Source organism: Enterovirga aerilata, from assembly GCF_013044135.1.
Taxonomy (GTDB): Bacteria; Pseudomonadota; Alphaproteobacteria; order Rhizobiales; family Beijerinckiaceae; genus Enterovirga; species Enterovirga aerilata.
This window is the reverse complement of record NZ_JABEPP010000001.1, coordinates 372,148-389,332: the sequence shown is the minus strand read 5'-3', so window position 1 is coordinate 389,332 and position 17,185 is coordinate 372,148. Positions and strand designations below refer to the sequence as shown.

Annotated in this window: 21 protein-coding genes; 11 read left to right on the top strand and 10 right to left on the bottom strand. The window is 69.3% G+C overall.

Annotated features, from left to right (window positions below):
- Positions 1-9 precede the first annotated feature (9 nt).
- Positions 10-1,260, top strand: a complete 1,251-nt coding sequence (locus HJG44_RS01920; RefSeq protein WP_171217259.1) for a TIGR03862 family flavoprotein — start codon at positions 10-12, stop codon at positions 1,258-1,260.
- On the opposite strand, the gene HJG44_RS01915 is transcribed toward HJG44_RS01920, so the two are convergent.
- A complete protein-coding gene (locus HJG44_RS01915) occupies positions 1,239-1,628 on the bottom strand; it encodes a type II toxin-antitoxin system death-on-curing family toxin (RefSeq protein ID WP_346767061.1) in 390 nt (129 codons plus the stop codon). The two genes, HJG44_RS01920 and HJG44_RS01915, sit on opposite strands and share 22 nt — an antisense overlap.
- 9 nt (positions 1,629-1,637) lie before the next feature.
- A complete protein-coding gene (locus HJG44_RS01910) occupies positions 1,638-1,907 on the bottom strand; it encodes an AbrB/MazE/SpoVT family DNA-binding domain-containing protein (protein WP_171216644.1) in 270 nt (89 codons plus the stop codon).
- A gap of 126 nt (positions 1,908-2,033) precedes the next feature.
- Between HJG44_RS01910 and HJG44_RS01905 the strand changes: the two genes are divergently transcribed.
- From HJG44_RS01905 to HJG44_RS01875, 7 genes are all read left to right on the top strand, one after another.
- Complete coding sequence (locus tag HJG44_RS01905) at positions 2,034-3,395, top strand: ABC1 kinase family protein (protein WP_171216643.1); 1,362 nt, start codon at positions 2,034-2,036, stop codon at positions 3,393-3,395.
- A 78-nt stretch (positions 3,396-3,473) separates the two neighbouring features.
- The gene (locus HJG44_RS01900; protein WP_171216642.1) at positions 3,474-3,764 is read left to right on the top strand and encodes an aa3-type cytochrome c oxidase subunit IV; all 291 of its coding nucleotides are present in this window, start codon (positions 3,474-3,476) and stop codon (positions 3,762-3,764) included.
- A gap of 58 nt (positions 3,765-3,822) precedes the next feature.
- Entirely contained in the window at positions 3,823-5,037 is a 1,215-nt protein-coding gene (locus HJG44_RS01895) for a Re/Si-specific NAD(P)(+) transhydrogenase subunit alpha (protein WP_171216641.1), read from the top strand.
- Between the two features lie 186 nt (positions 5,038-5,223).
- Positions 5,224-5,667, top strand: coding sequence for a proton-translocating transhydrogenase family protein (locus HJG44_RS01890; protein WP_171216640.1), 444 nt, complete (start codon positions 5,224-5,226; stop codon positions 5,665-5,667).
- Positions 5,668-5,675: 8 nt separating this feature from the next.
- On the top strand, positions 5,676-7,085 hold the full coding sequence (locus tag HJG44_RS01885; protein ID WP_171216639.1) for an NAD(P)(+) transhydrogenase (Re/Si-specific) subunit beta: 1,410 nt from the start codon (positions 5,676-5,678) through the stop codon (positions 7,083-7,085).
- Between the two features lie 156 nt (positions 7,086-7,241).
- Positions 7,242-7,556: a RusA family crossover junction endodeoxyribonuclease gene (locus tag HJG44_RS01880; RefSeq protein WP_171216638.1), complete on the top strand. Its 315-nt coding sequence runs from the start codon at positions 7,242-7,244 to the stop codon at positions 7,554-7,556.
- Entirely contained in the window at positions 7,553-8,236 is a 684-nt protein-coding gene (locus HJG44_RS01875; protein ID WP_281411460.1) for a hypothetical protein, read from the top strand. Before HJG44_RS01880 ends, HJG44_RS01875 begins: the two co-directional genes overlap by 4 nt.
- On the opposite strand, the gene HJG44_RS01870 is transcribed toward HJG44_RS01875, so the two are convergent.
- Together HJG44_RS01870 and HJG44_RS01865 are read right to left on the bottom strand one after the other, a co-directional pair.
- On the bottom strand, positions 8,231-9,160 hold the full coding sequence (locus HJG44_RS01870) for a bifunctional helix-turn-helix transcriptional regulator/GNAT family N-acetyltransferase (RefSeq protein ID WP_171216636.1): 930 nt from the start codon (positions 9,158-9,160) through the stop codon (positions 8,231-8,233). The two genes, HJG44_RS01875 and HJG44_RS01870, sit on opposite strands and share 6 nt — an antisense overlap.
- 48 nt (positions 9,161-9,208) lie before the next feature.
- Entirely contained in the window at positions 9,209-10,282 is a 1,074-nt protein-coding gene (locus HJG44_RS01865) for a zinc-binding metallopeptidase family protein (protein ID WP_171216635.1), read from the bottom strand.
- A gap of 96 nt (positions 10,283-10,378) precedes the next feature.
- Between HJG44_RS01865 and HJG44_RS01860 the strand changes: the two genes are divergently transcribed.
- The gene (locus tag HJG44_RS01860; protein WP_174873159.1) at positions 10,379-11,254 is read left to right on the top strand and encodes an alpha/beta hydrolase; all 876 of its coding nucleotides are present in this window, start codon (positions 10,379-10,381) and stop codon (positions 11,252-11,254) included.
- On the opposite strand, the gene HJG44_RS01855 is transcribed toward HJG44_RS01860, so the two are convergent.
- From HJG44_RS01855 to purE, 4 genes are all read right to left on the bottom strand, one after another.
- On the bottom strand, positions 11,238-12,101 hold the full coding sequence (locus HJG44_RS01855; RefSeq protein ID WP_171216634.1) for a tetratricopeptide repeat protein: 864 nt from the start codon (positions 12,099-12,101) through the stop codon (positions 11,238-11,240). The two genes, HJG44_RS01860 and HJG44_RS01855, sit on opposite strands and share 17 nt — an antisense overlap.
- Before the next feature lie 64 nt (positions 12,102-12,165).
- A complete protein-coding gene (gene rpsU, locus HJG44_RS01850) occupies positions 12,166-12,474 on the bottom strand; it encodes a 30S ribosomal protein S21 (protein WP_171216633.1) in 309 nt (102 codons plus the stop codon).
- Between the two features lie 148 nt (positions 12,475-12,622).
- Positions 12,623-13,711, bottom strand: coding sequence for a 5-(carboxyamino)imidazole ribonucleotide synthase (locus HJG44_RS01845; RefSeq protein WP_171216632.1), 1,089 nt, complete (start codon positions 13,709-13,711; stop codon positions 12,623-12,625).
- On the bottom strand, positions 13,704-14,201 hold the full coding sequence (gene purE, locus HJG44_RS01840) for a 5-(carboxyamino)imidazole ribonucleotide mutase (RefSeq protein ID WP_171216631.1): 498 nt from the start codon (positions 14,199-14,201) through the stop codon (positions 13,704-13,706). Before purE ends, HJG44_RS01845 begins: the two co-directional genes overlap by 8 nt.
- Positions 14,202-14,315: 114 nt before the next feature.
- Here purE and HJG44_RS01835 point away from each other — a divergent pair, with 114 nt between their 5' ends.
- On the top strand, positions 14,316-14,933 hold the full coding sequence (locus HJG44_RS01835) for a GGDEF domain-containing protein (RefSeq protein WP_171216630.1): 618 nt from the start codon (positions 14,316-14,318) through the stop codon (positions 14,931-14,933).
- Here the strand turns inward: HJG44_RS01835 and HJG44_RS01830 are convergent.
- The gene (locus HJG44_RS01830; RefSeq protein ID WP_171217257.1) at positions 14,923-15,141 is read right to left on the bottom strand and encodes a YdcH family protein; all 219 of its coding nucleotides are present in this window, start codon (positions 15,139-15,141) and stop codon (positions 14,923-14,925) included. The genes HJG44_RS01835 and HJG44_RS01830 overlap by 11 nt on opposite strands.
- A gap of 169 nt (positions 15,142-15,310) precedes the next feature.
- On the opposite strand from HJG44_RS01830, the gene HJG44_RS01825 reads away from it, so the two are divergent.
- Entirely contained in the window at positions 15,311-15,484 is a 174-nt protein-coding gene (locus HJG44_RS01825) for a YdcH family protein (RefSeq protein ID WP_171216629.1), read from the top strand.
- A 67-nt stretch (positions 15,485-15,551) separates the two neighbouring features.
- On the opposite strand, the gene HJG44_RS01820 is transcribed toward HJG44_RS01825, so the two are convergent.
- Entirely contained in the window at positions 15,552-17,174 is a 1,623-nt protein-coding gene (locus HJG44_RS01820; protein WP_171216628.1) for an AMP-binding protein, read from the bottom strand.
- Positions 17,175-17,185 lie beyond the last annotated feature (11 nt).

The following is a 17,185-nucleotide window of genomic DNA, read 5'->3' as shown; positions in this document are numbered from 1 at the left end:
GGCCCCGGGCTGAGCTCCTACGCATCCCGCAAGGTCGCCGTCATCGGCGCCGGGCCGGCCGGCCTCATCGCGGCCGAGACGCTCGCCCGGGCGGGCATGGGCGTGACCGTGTTCGACCGGATGCCGTCGGTCGGCCGCAAGCTCCTGATTGCCGGTCGCGGCGGGCTGAACCTCACTCATGGCGAGCCCTTCGAGCGGTTCGTCGCCCGCTATGCCGAGGCGGCCGGGCGGCTCCGGCCGGCCCTGGAGGCCTTTCCGCCGGAGCGGCTGCGCGCCTGGGCGGACGGGCTCGGGGCGGAGACCTTCATCGGCTCGAGCGGGCGCGTCTTCCCGCGGGCCTGGAAGGCGTCGCCCCTGCTTCGGGCCTGGCTGCGGCGGCTGGACGACCTCGGCGTGGAGTTCCGCCTCCGGCACCGTTGGACGGGCTTCGGCCCGGCAGGCGAGCTGCGGTTCGAAACGCCGGCCGGACCGGCCTCGATCCGGCCTGATGCGGCCATCCTGGCGCTTGGCGGCGGGAGCTGGCCGCGGCTGGGATCGGACGGTGGCTGGGTGAGCATCCTGCAACAGGCGGGCGTGCGCATCCGCGATCTCGTCCCGGCCAATGCCGGCCTGCGCGTCGCCTGGTCCGACCGCTTCCTCGCCCGGTTCGAGGGCGCGCCGCTCAAGCGCATCGCGCTGGCTCATGGAGGTCGGGATATCCGCGGCGAGGCGAATGTCACGAAGGCCGGGCTGGAAGGCGGCGCCGTCTATGCGGTCGCGGGATCGGTCAGGGATGCGGTCGCGCAGGACGGCGAGGCGACGTTGCGTGTCGACCTCCGCCCGGACCTGCCGGCCGACGCCCTCGCGAAGGCTCTGTCCCGCGAGCGCGGAAAGCAGTCGATGGCCAGTTTCCTGCGCAAGGCGGCGGGGCTCCCGCCGGCCGCGATCGGCCTCATGCGCGAGGGATACGGCCCGGCGCTCGCCGCGGACCCGCCAGGGCTCGCGGCGGCCATCAAGGCCGTTCCGCTTCGGGTCGTCGGCACGGACAGCCTCGACCGCGCGATCTCCTCCGCCGGCGGCATCCTGCTGGACGAGATCGACGAGCATTTCATGCTGAAGCGCCTCCCCGGCATCTTCGCAGCCGGAGAGATGCTGGACTGGGAGGCGCCGACGGGCGGCTATCTCCTCCAGGCCTGTTTCGCGACCGGCGTTGCGGCGGCCGAGGGGGTGCTTCGCTGGGGGCGGGAGGCCGGCCCAGCTCAATCGACCGGGACGGCGTGATCCCTGATCCAAGCCGCAAGTTCGTCCTCGCCCAGCTCTCCCGCGGCCAGGGCCAGAACGGTGGCGATCGCCTCCGGCTGGTCCACGTCGAGAACCATCCCGTTCAGGTCCAGGCAGAGGCCGATCCCAAGGAAGGCGGCGCGCTTGTTTCCGTCGATGAAGGGATGGTTGTTCGCCAACCTATAGCCGTAGCTGGCGGCGAACGCGGCGAGGTCCGGCTCGCCGTAAGCGGCCAGGTTCTGGGGACGCGCGAGCGACGAGTCGAGCAGACCCTCGTCCCGTAATCCGGACGAGCCGCCGTGCTCGGCGAGGCTGATGTTATGAAGCAGGAGGAGAGCCTTCTTCTCGATCCAGACGATCGCGCGCACGAGACGCGATCACTTCGCAAGCGCCCGGAACGTGTCCCGGTAGCGGCGCATGAAGCGCTTCCCCGCCTCCACTTGCTCGGTAATCTTCGGATCGTAGGGCGTCAGCAGGAACCCGTCCGGAGCCTCGACCAGATAGAGAAGATCCCCGCGCCCGACATTGAGCTTCGCCAGGATCTCCTTCCCGAGGACGATCCCGTGCGAGTTGCCGATAGCGACCACCTTTGCGGCAGGGGCAGCCTGGACTGGGCCGCTCGCCAGGTCCTTGTCGTGAGCCGTCATGAGCGCCTCCGGTTCGTACAAGCGTTATAACTCTACTTGTCCGCCTCTCCAAGAACCGTGGGCGCCGTAGCATCCGGCGCCGGGCGACCCATATGAGGAGCCCGTCTTCTCGAGTCTCTCCCCCGCATGTCAGATCGCGAAGCGAACCGTTTCTCCGCCCGTGCCGCGCGCTATGCGCGGGTGGGAGCGAATGTCGGCGGGGTGGCGGCGCGCATCGCCGGGCAGCGCCTGCTCGGTCGCGACGGCGCCGACGCCTCGAACGCGGCCGCGCTCGCCTCCGCCCTCGGCGGCCTGAAGGGCCCGATCATGAAGGTGGCGCAGCTGCTCGCCACCGTCCCGGACCTGGTTCCGCCCGAATACGCGGCCGAGCTGTCGAAGCTGCAAAGCGAGGCGCCCCCGATGGGCGCGGCCTTCGTGAACCGCCGCATGATGAGCGAGCTCGGACCCGACTGGCGCAGCCGCTTCGGCTCCTTCGACCTGAAGCCCGCGGCGGCCGCCTCGCTCGGCCAGGTGCACCGCGCCACCACACATGAGGGCCGGGCGCTTGCCTGCAAGCTCCAGTATCCGGACATGCAGTCGGCCGTCGAAGCCGACCTCAGGCAGCTCGGGCTCGTCTTCGCGCTGCATCGGCGCATGGATGCCGCCATCGACACGCGCGAGATCGCCAAGGAGATCGGGGCGCGCGTGCGCGAGGAGCTCGACTACACGCACGAGGCCAAGAACGCCGCCATCTACCGCGAGGCGCTGGACGGCATCGGCGAGGTGCGCGTCCCGGAGGTGTTCCCCGAGCTCTCGACCCGCCGCCTCCTGACCCTCGGCTGGCTGGACGGCGCGAAGATCCTCACCTTCAAGGACGCCCCGGTCGAGATCCGCAACCGCCTCGCGATCGCGATGTTCAAGGCCTGGTGGCACCCCGTCGCCGATCTCGGAATCATCCATGGCGACCCGCATCTGGGGAACTACACGGTGTTCTCCGAGGGCGGCGAGCCCGCCGGCATCAACCTTCTCGATTACGGCTGCGTCCGCATCTTCCCGCCGCGCTTCCTGGCGGGCGTGGTGGACCTCTATCTCGGACTCCTGCACGACGACCGCGCCCGCATGGTCCATGCCTACGAGACCTGGGGCTTCCGCCGGCTTACTCCCGATCTGATCGACACGCTGAACATCTGGGCCCGCTTCATCTACGGGCCGTTGCTCGAGGATCGCGTCCGCACCATTGCGGACGGCGTGAAGCCGTCCGAATACGGACGCCGCGAAGCGTATCGGGTCCACATGGCGCTGCGCGAGAAGGGGCCCGTGACGGTGCCGCGCGAATTCGTGTTCATGGACCGCGCGGCGGTCGGGCTCGGCGCGGTGTTCCTGCACCTCAACGCCGAGCTGAACTTCCACCGCCTGTTCCAGTCGGAGATCGAGGGCTTCGCGATCGAGACGCTCGCCGCACGCCAGAAGGCCGCCCTCGAGCGCGTCGGGCTCCCCGCCGCCGCCTGACGGGAGCCGGCACGCCACGATTGCGGCGTCCCGGACCTTCGGCTACGAGACGGGCCAGGGTCGTTGAAGAGGAAGACGATGGCGGAGACCGGCAACGCCGAGCGGCTGTACAGCCCGGACATGGACGCGCGGGCGCACGAGGCCACCTACAACGCCTTCACGCATTTCACGGCGGTCGGGACCGTCTTCGCCGCGTCGATCGTGACGGCGCTTGCGGTCGGCGGGGTCAAGGGCGGCTGGGTCTCGGCGATCGTCATGATCGTGCTCGCCCATGTCGCGGCCGCGGTCGGCCTGTTCTCGACATCGCTGTCGTGGCGTCCCGGAGCGGTCGTGATGGCGATCCTCCTGCTCATGCTTCTCCTCTACTGACCGCCTTAAGGCCTTAAGGGCTCCGGTCAGCCCGCCGACAAAGACGAAGGGGACGGAAATGCGGATCGCTGTCCTGTCCGACGCGCCGTCGGAGACGCGCGTTGCGGCGGTGCCCGAGACGGTGAAGAAATATCTCGGCCTCGGGGCGAGCGTCGTCGTCCAGGCCGGTGCCGGCACCGCGGCCGGCGTCCCGGATGCCGAGTTCGAGGCGGCGGGTGCCGGCATCGCGCCCGACGCGGCGTCCGCGGCGCGCGAGGCCGACATCGTCCTGAAGGTCCGCCGTCCGAGCCCGGCGGAGCTCGCCGCCTGCAAGCCGGGCGCGCTCGTCATCGCGATCATGGACCCGCACGGCAACGAGGCGGCGCTCCGGGCCGCGGCCGAGGCCCGCGTCGCCGCCTTCGCGATGGAGCTGATGCCGCGCATCACCCGCGCCCAGGTGATGGACGTGCTGTCCAGCCAGGCGAACCTCGCCGGCTACCGGGCCGTGATCGACGCCGCCGCCGAATACGGCCGCGCGCTCCCCATGATGATGACCGCGGCCGGGACCGTCCCGGCTGCGCGCATCTTCGTCATGGGCGCGGGAGTGGCCGGCCTGCAGGCGATCGCGACCGCGCGCCGCCTCGGCGCGGTCGTGACCGCGACCGACGTCCGGCCGGCCGCCAAGGAGCAGGTCGAGTCGCTCGGCGCCAAGTTCATCGCTGTCGAGGACGAGGAGTTCCGCCAGGCCGAGACGGCCGGCGGTTACGCCAAGGAGATGTCGGCCGAGTACCGCCGTAAGCAGGCCGAGCTCGTCGCCTCCCATATCGCCAAGCAGGACATCGTCATCACGACGGCCCTCATCCCGGGCCGGCCCGCGCCGAAGCTCGTCTCCGGCGAGATGATCGCCTCGATGAAACCCGGCTCGGTGCTCGTCGATCTCGCGGTCGAGCGCGGCGGCAACGTCGACGGCGCCAAGGCGGACGAGCTCGTCACGACCGCCAACGGCGTGAAGATCGTCGGCTACTCGAATGTCGGCCGGCTCGCCGCGACGGCCTCGAGCCTCTATGCGCGCAACCTCTACGCCTTCGTCGAGACGCTGGTCGACAAGGCGTCGAAGAGCCTTGCCGTGAACTGGGACGACGAGCTCGTGAAGGCGACGCTGCTGACCCGCGACGGGCAGATCGTGCATCCGCTGTTCGGCACCGCCGCCCAGCAGACGGCCTCGCAGCCGGCGGTCGCGACCGCCCCGGCTGGAGCCGAAGCGCCGTCCCGAGAAGACGCCGTGACGCTGTAGAACCATCGTGCAGGCGACCCCTCCAGCTCGCGCCCCTTCTCCCCTTGCGGGAGAAGGCGGCCCTCGCGTCAGCGAGGGCCGGATGAGGGGTACGCACCCGACCACCCCCTCATCCGTCGTCGCTTCGTGCCGACACCTTCTCCCGCAAGGGGAGAAGGGACCCGCGATTTTTCCGGAGGTCCCGACATGGCTGTGACCGACCAACAGGCCCTCGAGAGCGCCCGCGCCTCCGCGGCCGCCGCCCGGCAGGCGGCCGAGGCAACGCAGGGCTATCTCGACCAGATCCGCTCCCTCTCCGCCGCCGCAAGCGCCGCCACCGGCGGCCATGTCGACCCGGTCGTGTTCGAGCTGGCCGTCTTCGTGCTCGCGGTCTTCGTCGGCTACTACGTCGTCTGGTCCGTGACGCCGGCGCTGCACACGCCGCTCATGTCGGTGACGAACGCGATCTCCTCCGTGATCGTGGTCGGCGGCCTGCTCTCCGTCGGCGTGGCCGCGGCCCCGATGCTGGGATCGGGCACGACCTGGGCGCGGATCTTCGGCTTCATTGCCGTGATCCTCGCCTCCATCAACATCTTCGGCGGCTTCCTGGTCACCCAGCGGATGCTCGCCATGTACCGCAAGAAGGGCTGAGGTTCCCCATGTCGCCGAACCTCTCCGCCCTTCTCTACCTCGTCTCCGGCGTCCTCTTCGTCCTGGCGCTGCGGGGCCTCTCCCACCCGACCACGTCACGGCAGGGCAACCTGTTCGGCATGGTCGGCATGGGGATCGCGGTCGTGACGACCCTCGCCGGCCATCCGCCTTCCGGCGCGGTCGCCTGGATCCTCGTGATCCTCGCGCTCGGCATCGGCGGCGGCATCGGCGCGGTCGTCGCCAAGCGCGTCCCGATGACCGCGATGCCGCAGCTCGTGGCGGCCTTCCACTCGCTCGTCGGTCTCGCGGCGGTGCTGGTCGCGGCCGGTGCGCTCTACGCGCCGCAGGCCTTCGGCATCGTCAACCCGGTCTCGGGGCGGATCTACGGCGCCTCGCTCTTCGAGATGGCGCTGGGAGTGGCGATCGGCGCCCTGACCTTCACGGGCTCGGTGATCGCCTTCCTGAAGCTCGACGGGCGCATGTCGGGCAAGCCCATCATCCTGCCGCAGCGGCACGCCCTGAATATCGGGCTCGCCGTCCTGCTGCTGGTCCTCGTCGTGGTGCTGATCCGGACGGAGAGCCACCTCGCCTTCTGGCTGATCGTGCTCGTCTCGTTCGTGCTCGGCGTGACGCTCATCATCCCGATCGGCGGCGCGGACATGCCTGTCGTCGTGTCGATGCTCAACTCCTATTCGGGCTGGGCCGCGGCCGGCATCGGCTTCACCCTGCACAACATGGCTCTGATCATCACGGGGGCCCTGGTCGGCTCGTCGGGCGCGATCCTGTCCTACATCATGTGCAAGGGGATGAACCGCAGCTTCATCTCGGTCATCCTCGGCGGGTTCGGCGGCGAGACGGCGGGCCCGGCTGCCGGCGCGGCCGAGACCCGGCCGGTCAAGCAGGGCTCGGCGGACGATGCGGCCTTCATCATGAAGAACGCCGCCAAGGTGATCATCGTGCCGGGCTACGGCATGGCGGTCGCCCAGGCGCAGCATGCGCTGCGCGAGATGGCCGACAACCTCAAGAAGGAGGGCGTCGAGGTCAAATACGCCATCCACCCGGTCGCGGGCCGCATGCCTGGCCACATGAACGTGCTGCTCGCGGAAGCGAACGTCCCCTATGACGAGGTGTTCGAGCTCGAGGACATCAACGGCGAGTTCCCGCAGGCGGACGTCGCCTTCGTGATCGGCGCGAACGACGTCACCAACCCGTCGGCCAAGACCGACCCCTCCTCGCCGATCTTCGGCATGCCCATCCTGGACGTCGAGAAGGCGAAGACGGTGCTCTTCATCAAGCGCGGCATGGGCTCGGGCTATGCCGGCGTCGAGAACCCGCTCTTCTTCAACGACAACACCATGATGCTCTTCGGCGACGCGAAGAAGATGGTGGACGAGATCAACAAGAGCCTCGCCCACTGAGGCGAGGTCTCGATTGGAGGCCTACTTTTACCCCTGAGCTGCCGAGCCGTGCCACAGCTCGAGCCAGACTTACCTCTGACGTTCGCAGTGCGGGGAATTCCTGCATCGGTGCAAGCCTCGGCCCGATCGCGAGCAAGGTGGCGAGACAGTGTCCGGGTGGCCGCCCTGGCTAAGCTCCCACCGGGATCATGGGCCTGGACGACCCAGCTTCGCGTCACCATCATCTATTTCTCTCAGGGTCCTTCCGCCCTGGACGCGGACAATATCGCAAAGCCCATACTGGACGCTCTGAATGGTCTGATCTGGGTTGACGACCGACAGATCGATGAGATCGTTATCCGGAAGTCAGATCTTACGGCTCTAGTGGCCATGAAAAACCCACCTCCGGAGCTTGCGGACGCGCTTCTGTGGAACGACGCTTTCGTGCTCGTTCGGGTGGATGCCGGAATCGATCATCAGGAACTGCCATGACTACGCCGTCTGCTTCCCAAGAGCGAGAGATCATGGAAGTCCTCGGCGCGAAGTATCGGGAGCGGGGCTTTCAGTTCATGGTGGAGCCGCCGACGGAGTTCGTGCCCGACTTTCTGCAAGGCTACAGGCCCGACGCCCTCGCGTTGAAGGACGGAGAAGGCGTTCTGATAGAGCTCAAGCGCCAGAGGACAGGCCGGCCCGACCAGCGCATCGCCGAGGTGTCGCGCCGGCTCAACGGTCATCCGAACTGGACGTTGGAGGTCGTGTTCACGGAGAACTTCGTTCGCGAAAGAGGATGGACGCTCAGGCCCGCCGAGATCCGCTCGGCTTCCGACGCCGAGTTGATGGAGGTTCAGGAGGAGATCGACAGGCTCGAGCAGGCCGGCAATCTGTCCGCAGCCTTCCTACTCGGCTGGTCTCTCCTCGAAGCAGCGACCCGTCGCAAAATAGAAGATGCCGCATCTGCGGCTCGCGAGCCTATGACTTCGTGGCAGATCGTCGAGTGGCTCACGTCCCTCGGCATCGTCGAAGGAGACCTCGTGGTGTCCCTGCGGGACCTTCTCCGGAAGCGAAATGCCCTCGCTCACGGAGACTTCAGCTCGCGTGCGGATCTGGACGATGTTCAGGCGCTTAAACAGATACTCGGCCGCGTGGCTGAGTTCCGTCCCTCGCCCTCATAGCGCCAGCTCCCAGTACTGCCCGACGAGGTCGTGCCCGAAGGAATGGTGGCGCTCCTCGGCGACCAGCCTGAAACCGGCCCCGACATAGATCCTGCGGGCTGCGAGAAGGATGTCATTCGTCCAGAGTGTCAGGGTGCGGTAGCCCGCGTGACGCGCGAAGCCGATGCATTCCTCGACGAGGCGGCGGCCGAGGCCGAGGCCGCGCGCCTCCGGCTCGACATAGAGGAGCCGGAGCTTCGCGACCGTGTCGCTCTCCCGCACGCAGAACACCGAGCCAAGAACCTCGCCGCGCCGCTGCGCGATCCAGCACCGCTCGCGCGCCGGGTCGAAGTTGCGGATGAAGGCGGCCGTGATCTCGGCGACCAGCGCCTCGAAGGTCTCGTCCCAGCCGTATTCACGGGCATAGAGCACGGCCTGCCGGTGCGTGATCCAGCCCATGTCGCCCGGCCGGTGTCCGCGCAGGCGGAAGGGCGGCTCTCCCTCCCCGTCCCCGCCGCCGAGCAACGTCTCGATCTCGCCCATCCTGCGCACGAGCCGCATGCGCTCCGCCGGCGCGAGCGGGCCGATGAGCCTGCGGACCTGCTCGCGCGATGCGCGGTCGAGCGGCGCGAAGGCGGCACGCCCCGCCTCCGTGAGGCTCAGCCGGGCGCGCCTGCCGTCCTCGGGCGCAGCGGAGCGCGAGAGAAGACCGGCCGATTCGAACCGCTTCAGGATACGGCTCAGATATCCGGCATCCATGCCGAGATCCCGTACGAGATCGCCGGCCGAAACCTCGTCCCGATTGGCGAGCTCGTAGAGCACGCGCGCCTCCGCGAGGGAGAAGCCGCTGTCGAGCAGCCCCTCGTTCAGGAGCTCGGTCTGCCGCGTATAGAAGCGCGTGAAGGCTCGGACGGCCACGACCGCCTCGTCGTCCGGTTCCGGCATCGCACCCTCCGCGTGGAGGAGCGAAGCTGATCGGATTACTTGACTGAGTCAACCGCTGGTGCGGCTGCGGTGGTCGTGGACCAGCCAGTGGATGAAGCCGAGCTTCCGCACGACAGGCGGCGAGAGCACGAACGGGTAGAGGTCAGTCTGGCCCATGCAGCGGTTCACGCTGTTCAGCGCGAAGGCGATGGGCAACCAGGTCTGCACGATCGGCGCGAAATCTCCCGGCCCGTAGACGTCCACATCCGCATCGGCCGCGATCAGCCCCGTATCGTCCGCGCGCGCCTGCACGCTGATCCCGAAGGCGCGCGCCATCTCCAGGCAGTCGATGATGTGGAGGTAATGCGCCCAGGTCTCGGCGAAATCCTCCCAGGCATGGGTCGTGGCATAGGCCGAGATGTAGCTCTCCCGCCAGTTCTCGGGCACGCCCTCCTCGTAGTGGCGCTTGAGCGCCTCGCCGTAATCCTCCTCGTCGTTCCCGAAGACGGCGCGGCATTCGGCGAGCCGTCCGCCGTCGCGGACCAGGAGATCCCAATAGAAGTGCCCGACCTCGTGCCGGAAATGGCCGAGCAGGGTGCGGTAGGGCTCGCCCATTGCGGCCCGGCGCCGCTCGCGCTCGGCATCGTCCGCCTCGGCCAGCGCGATCGTGATCAGGCCGTCGTCATGGCCGGTGAGGACCCTGGGACCGTCCGGTGTGGGGGGGTCGGCCAGGAAGTCGAAGATGAGCGGCTCCTTCGCCTCGCCCTCCGCGGGCGTCGGCAGGCCCAGCCGGAGGAGCTGGTAGAACAGCCGGTGCTTGGCCTCCTCGATCTTGCGCCAGGCGAGCTGCGCGCCCGGGCGGCCAAGATTCGGGACGGTGCGGTTGTGCCGGCAGGCGCGGCACAGCGTGTCCGGGCTTTCGGCCGGGACCAGCCAGTTGCAGACGTCGTATTCGGCATTGGAGCAGAACCTGTAGCGCGCTCCGTCCGGGCGGAGCGAGCGCCAGGTTCCGTCGTCCTGCGGTTCCAGCGCGGTCAGGTATCCCGCCTCGGGGATGTAGCCCAGGCGGTGACCGCAGCGCTCGCACTTCACGTTCTCGAAGTAGAGCAGCTGCCCGCAATGCGGGCACTTGAAGAGCTTCATACCCGGGCTCGATCGTTCTGTTCGGGGAGACGGCCCGAACAATCGCGGCCGGGCCACATTGTTCCTGAAGTCTCGGCAGACAGCGCACGCAGCCACATGGACAGCGCCGGATCCGGCCTTCTCCGCATCCTCGCCTGGACGGTCGCCTTCGGCATCCTTGCCTATGTGGCGGTCCTGGCCCTGATCTACACGCAGCAGCGCCGGCTGCTGTTTCCGGCCTCCGGCCTCCGGGTCCCGGCCGCGCAGGCCGGGCTTCCCGACGTGCAGGACGTCGTGATCGTGACCCGCGACGGCGAGCGGCTCGTGGGCTGGTGGAAGCCGCCTGAACCCGGGCGGGCACTCGTCCTCTACTTCCACGGCAATGGCGGGAGCCTGCTGAACCGGCGGGACCGGGTCCGGCTGCTCACGCAGGACGGCCGCGGCATCCTGATCGTGAGCTATCGCGGCTATTCGGGCTCGACCGGCGCCCCCTCCGAGGAGGGCCTGCGCGAGGACGCCAGGGCCGCGCGCGACTGGCTGAGCTCATACGCGCCGCAGCGCATCGTGCTCTATGGCGAATCGCTCGGGACCGGCGTCGCCGTGCGGCTCGCGACGGAGCGCGAGGTCGGGGGCGTGATCCTGGACGCGCCCTATACGTCCACGGCCGACATTGCCAGGGGGATGTTCTGGTATCTGCCCGTCGCGCTCCTCATGCGTGACCAGTTCCGCTCGATCGACCGGATCGGCGACATCAAGGTGCCGCTCCTCGTCATGCACGGCGAGGCTGACGCCGTGATCCCGATCGCGCTGTCGGAGCTGCTCCATGCGGCCGCCAACGAGCCGAAGCGCTACCTGCGCCTCCCCGGCGTCGGGCACGAAACCATCCTGGAGAGCGGCGGGATCGACGCCGTCCGCAGCTTCCTGGCCGAGATCGAGGCGAAGCTTCCGGTCGAGGCGAAGGCCGGGCCCGGCCCCGCTATCGGAAGGGATTGAGCGAGGCGATCCCGCCCTGGAGACGGCCGAGGCCCTGCTTGGCGATGCTGTTACCCGGATCGATGGAGGTGGCGCGCGTGTAGCTCTCCATCGCCTCCTGGCGCTTGCCGGCCCGCTCGAGCGCGAGGCCGCGCCACGCCCAGGCGCTCGCGTCCTTGTTGTTGACGTTGAGGGCGGCGTTGAAGTCCTCGACCGCCTTGTCGTACTGGCGCGTCGCGATCAGGCTCTGGCCGCGTGCCTCGTAGGGCGCCGCCACATAGGCGTTGCGGTCGATGGCGGCGTCGAAATCGATGATCGCCTCGCGGTGCCGCTCCATCTTCTGATAGACGAGGCCGCGCGCATGGAGCACCTCGGCCGATTCCGGCATCAGGCGGATCGCCTGGCTGAGATCGGCCAGGGCCGCATCGTAATTGCCCTGCGCGCGCAGAAGGTTCGCGCGGCCGATATAGGCCGGGCCGTAGTTCGGGTCCGCCTGGATCGCCTTGGTGAAATCGGCATAGGCGGCGTCGTTGCGGCCGGTCTGGCGATGCGCGAGCCCGCGATTCGTGTAGGCCGGCGCGTTGCCCGGATCGATCTGGAGCGCCTTGTTGAAATCGGCGATCGCATCGCCGTAGCGGCCGACCCGCGCGAGCGCGGCGCCCCGCGTGTTCAGGGCGCTCGCGTCGTTCGGGTTGCGCCGGACGACGTCGGAGAGCGACTCGATGTTGATCGAGGCCGTCCCCTTGTCCTCCTCGACCACCGCGACCTGCGGGCCGCGCGCGCCCTGCCCGACGGTGTTGCATCCCGCGAGCGCCGCAGCCAGCGCCGCAGCGCCCACGATCCCGAATCCCCGTCCCGAGGCAACCATAAGCTTGAACTCCCGTCCGCCGGCCGGAAGGTGTCGGCTCGTGGTTAGGAAAACCTGAAAAAGGTCAGACCGCAGGGGCCGCAGCGACCGGACGCGGAGCCAGCGGGCGAGCCTCGCCCGGACGGCCCGGACGCGCGCCGCCGCGCGGCGGAGCCTTCGGCTTGGACGGCAGCAGGCCCTCGCGCTGCATGCGCTTGCGAATGAGCTTGCGGGCGCGGCGCACGGCCTCGGCCTTCTCGCGTGCCCTCTTCTCCGAAGGCTTCTCGTAATGGCCACGGAGCTTCATCTCGCGGAAGATGCCCTCGCGCTGCATCTTCTTCTTCAGGGCGCGAAGCGCCTGATCGACGTTGTTGTCCCGAACGAGAACCTGCACGCGTGCTCCTCGAAAGCCTCTGTCGCCGGCGACCAGCGCGAATTTCGGAAACGGCAAAGGGCGCGGAACGCGCAGGCCTCCGCCGAAGGGCGTCCCGATAGCAGAATCGCCGCGGCCTGTCCAGAAGCGCAGCCGCCGAAATCGCGCGCTAAGTCCCCTCCGGCGCCACCACGGTGACATGGCCCATCTTGCGGCCCGGCCGGGCCTTCGCCTTGCCGTAATGGTGCAGGTGCGCGCCCGGCTGTGCGAGGATCTCGGACCAGGCCTCGATCTCGGCTCCGATCAGGTTGCGCATCTCGATCCGGCCCCGGCGCGCGGTCGATCCCAGCGGCCAGCCGCAGATCGCCCGGACATGCTGCTCGAACTGCGAGGTCTCGGCGCCCTCGATCGTCCAATGGCCGGAATTGTGGACGCGCGGCGCGATCTCGTTCACGGCGACCGACGCCCGCTCGCCCTCCCCGACCACGAACATCTCGACCGCGATGACGCCCACGTAATCGAGCGCCTCGGCTATGGCCTGCGCGGCGTCGACCGCGGCCCGCTCTGCCGCGGACGGCAGCCCGGCCGGAAGCCGCGTCACGTCCAGGATGCCGTTCCGGTGCTCGTTCCAGCACGGCTCGTAGGCCGCGAAGGCGCCGTCGCGGCCGCGCGCGGCGACGATCGAGATCTCGCGCGAGAAGGCCACGAAGCCCTCCAGGATGGCGGGGGCGCCGCCGAGATGCGCCCAGGCCTCACCGGCCGCCATGCCCGGCTCGATCCTCACCTGGCCCTTGCCGTCGTAGCCGAAGCGGCGCGTCTTCAGGATGGCGGGCGCGCCGAGCTCGCCCAGAGCCCGCGCGAGCTCGGCTTCGCTCGCCACCGCCCGGAACGGAGCCGTCGGGATGCCGAGCTCCGCCGCGAAGGTCTTCTCCGCCAGGCGGTCCTGTGCGGTCGCGAGCGCCCGGGCGCCCGGATGGAGCGGGCGCGAAGCGGCGACGACCTCGGCCGTGCGGGCCGGCACGTTCTCGAACTCGTAGGTGACGACGTCCACGGCCTCCGCGAATGCGCGCAGGGCCGTCTCGTCGTCGTATTCGGCGACCGTGCGCGCGGCCGCGACGTCGAAGGCCGGCGAATGCGGATCGGGGCAGAAAATATGCGACTTCAGCCCGAGATTGGCGGCGGCGAGCGCCAGCATGCGGCCGAGCTGGCCGCCGCCCAGAATCCCGATCGTGGCGCCGGGCGCGAGCCGGTCAGGCATCGTCGCGGGGCCGCTCGGCGACCTCCTCCGTGCGGGCGCGCCGCCAGGCGTCGAGCCGCTCGGAGAGCGCCCTGTCCTCCAGGGCCAGGATGGACGCCGCGAGCAGGGCCGCGTTCACGGCTCCCGCGCGGCCGATCGCGAGCGTGCCGACGGGTACGCCGGCCGGCATCTGGACGATGGAGAGCAGGCTGTCCTGGCCGGAGAGCGCCTTCGATTCGACCGGCACGCCGAGGACGGGCAGAGTCGTCATGGCCGCCGCCATGCCGGGAAGATGGGCCGCACCGCCCGCGCCCGCGATGATGACCTTGAACCCGGCATCGCGCGCGCCCTTGGCGAAGGCGAAGAGCCGGTCCGGCGTGCGGTGGGCGGAGACGATCCGGTCGTCGTGCGGCACCCCGAGCGCGTCGAGCGTCTCGGCCGCGTGCCGCATCGTCGCCCAGTCCGACTGGCTGCCCATGATGATCGCGACGGGTGGCGCACCCGCACTCATGCCCGGCTCCGTCCGCCGGGCGCGCCCCGGCCCGGAGAGGGCCGATTAGAGGAGCGCACAATTCGGGGCAAGCGGCTGAGAAAGGCTTAAGGGCCCTAGCCTTAACCTCCCGACATGAGGCAGCCGGCCAGGAGAGCTCGCGAGCCGTCGGAGGAGATTCGGCGCCTGCGCGCCGAGATCCGGCGGCTCGCCTGCGAACTCCGCAAGGTCGAGGCGGAGAAGGAGGCGCTCGCGGCGGCTTCCGTCGAGGATCCGCTGACCGGCCTGCTCAACCGGCGCGGCTTCATGCGCGACCTCGCCCGCGCCGTCTCGTTCGTCCGGCGCTACAAGATGCCGGCCGGCCTCCTCTTCGTCGACCTCGACCGGTTCAAGCCGATCAACGACACCCATGGCCACGAGGTCGGGGACCGCGCGCTGAAGCACGTCGCGGCCTGCCTGAAGGCCAATCTGCGCGCCTCCGACGTCATCGGTCGGCTCGGCGGCGACGAGTTCGCCGTCCTGCTCTGGCGGGTCGACGAGGCGCTCGCGCGGCAGAAGGCGGAGGCGCTGGAGGCGGTCCTGGCCGGAACCCCGCTGCCGGAGCCGGACCTGACCGTGGAGGCCTCGATCGGGGCGGCCGCCATCCGGCCGGAGGACGAGCCCGAGGCGGCGCTCGCCCGCGCGGACGCCGCCATGTACCGCCGCAAGCGCGAGCGGAAGGCGGCGCGCGCCGCCGAAATCCTCAGGCGATGATGTCGGGCGTGAGCTGGTCCTCCAGGAAGGAGATGCGATCCTTCAGGATCAGCTTCCGTTTCTTGAGACGCTGCACCTGCAGCTGGTCGCCGCCGACCATGTTCTCCAGCGCATCGATGGCCGAATCGAGATCCCGGTGTTCCTGCTTCAGCCGCGACAGCTCGGCCTGCATCGCGGCCACGGGATCATCGTCCTGTTCCAGCACCATCGCGGCTCCCGAGCGTCGCAGTCCTAGCGCCCGAAGGCGGTTGCGACTATGCTTTCGCATGGCCATCTCAGCAAGGCTGATGGCCCGTCAATCTGCGGCTGGATGCCACAGCTTGGCCACGAATCAACGACGAGATCTGGGGGCACTGGCACTAGGCGAGGAGAACTAAATGCCGCTGCAGAACCATCTGTCCGAGCTCGAGAGGAAGCACGAGGCGCTCGAGCGTGAGATCCACGATGCCGCCGCACGTCCCTCCGCCGACACGACGCGGCTTGCGGAGCTGAAGCGACGGAAACTGCAGCTTAAGGACGAGATCTACCGCCTGAAGCGGACGGCCCATTGAGGCACGCCGAGACAGCCTGACGATCCCCGCCGCCGCCTCTTGCGAGGCGGCGGTTCCCGGTCCGGCCTCAGACCGCGCGCGCCATCTCGCGCAGGCGGAACTTCTGGATCTTGCCCGTCGAGGTCTTGGGCAGCTCCGTGAAGACGACGTGCCTGGGCGCCTTGTAATGGGCGAGATTGGCCCGGCACCAGGCGACGATCTCCTCGGCCGAGACCATCTCGGACGGCTTCAGCTCGACGAAGGCGACGGGCGTCTCGCCCCATTTCTCGTCCGGCTTCGCGACGACGGCGGCGGCCTGGACGGCGGGATGCTTGTAGAGCGCCTCCTCGACCTCGATGGACGAGATGTTCTCCCCGCCCGAGATGATGATGTCCTTCGAGCGGTCCTTGAGCTGGATGTAGCCGTCCGGGTGCTTCACGCCGAGGTCGCCCGAGTGGAACCAGCCGCCCGCGAAGGCGGCCGCGCTCGCCTTCGGGTTCTTGAGATAGCCCTTCATCACCACGTTGCCGCGGAACATGACCTCGCCGAGCGTCGCGCCGTCCGCCGGGACGGGCCGCATCGTCTCCGGGTCCAGGACGTCGAGGGCGTCGAGCGGGACGTAGCGGATGCCTTGGCGGGACTTGAGCGCCGCGCGCTCGGTGGCAGGCAGGTCGTCCCACTCGCCGTGCCACTCGTTCACGACGGCAGGCCCGTAGGTCTCGGTCAGGCCGTAGACATGGGTCACGTTGAACCCGGCCTCCGCCATCGCGGCGAGCACCGCCTCGGGCGGCGGAGCCGCGGCCGTGATGAACTCGACCCGGTGCGGCAGTTCCCGCCTCTCCGCGGCGGGGGCGTTGAGCAGCGTCGACATGACGATCGGCGCGCCGCAGAGATGCGTGACGCCGTGTTCCGCGATGGCGTCGAACATCGCCTTCGCCCGCACCCAGCGCAGACAGACATGCGTGCCCGCGAGCACGGAGATCGTCCAGGGGAAGCACCAGCCGTTGCAGTGGAACATCGGCAGCGTCCAGAGATAGACCGGGTGCCGGCCCATGCTGGCGGACAGGATGTTGCCGATGGCCGTGAGATAGGCGCCGCGGTGATGGTAGACGACGCCCTTGGGGTCGCCCGTGGTCCCCGAGGTGTAGTTCAGCGCGATCGCGTCCCATTCGTCGTCCGGCGGCAGCCAGGCGAAATCCGGGTCGCCCTCCGCCAGGAAGCTCTCGTACTCGATGGCGCCGAGGCGCTCGCCGGGGCCGTCGAACTCGGGATCGTCGTAGTCGATGACGAGCGGCTTCACGCTCGCCCGGGCGAGCGCTGCCTGCACGACGGGTGAGAATTCGCGGTCCGTGATGAGGACCTTGGCCTCGCCGTGGTCGAGCGAGAAGGCGATGGTGGCCGCGTCCAGACGGGTGTTCAGGGTGTTGAGCACCGCCCCGCACATCGGCACGCCGTAATGGCATTCGAGCATAGCCGGGGTGTTGGCGAGGACCGCCGCGACCGTATCGCCGCGCCCGATGCCGCGCTTCGCAAGGGCCGAGGCGAGGCGGCGGGTGCGAGCGTAGAACTCGGCATAGGAGCGGCGCAGCCCGCCGTGGATGACGGCCGTGCGGTCCGGGAAGGCCCCCGCGGCGCGTTCGAGGAACTGCAGCGGCGTGAGCGGCTGGTGGTTCGCCGGATTGCGGTCGAGATCGCGGTCGTAGGCGGACACCTGCCCCTCCC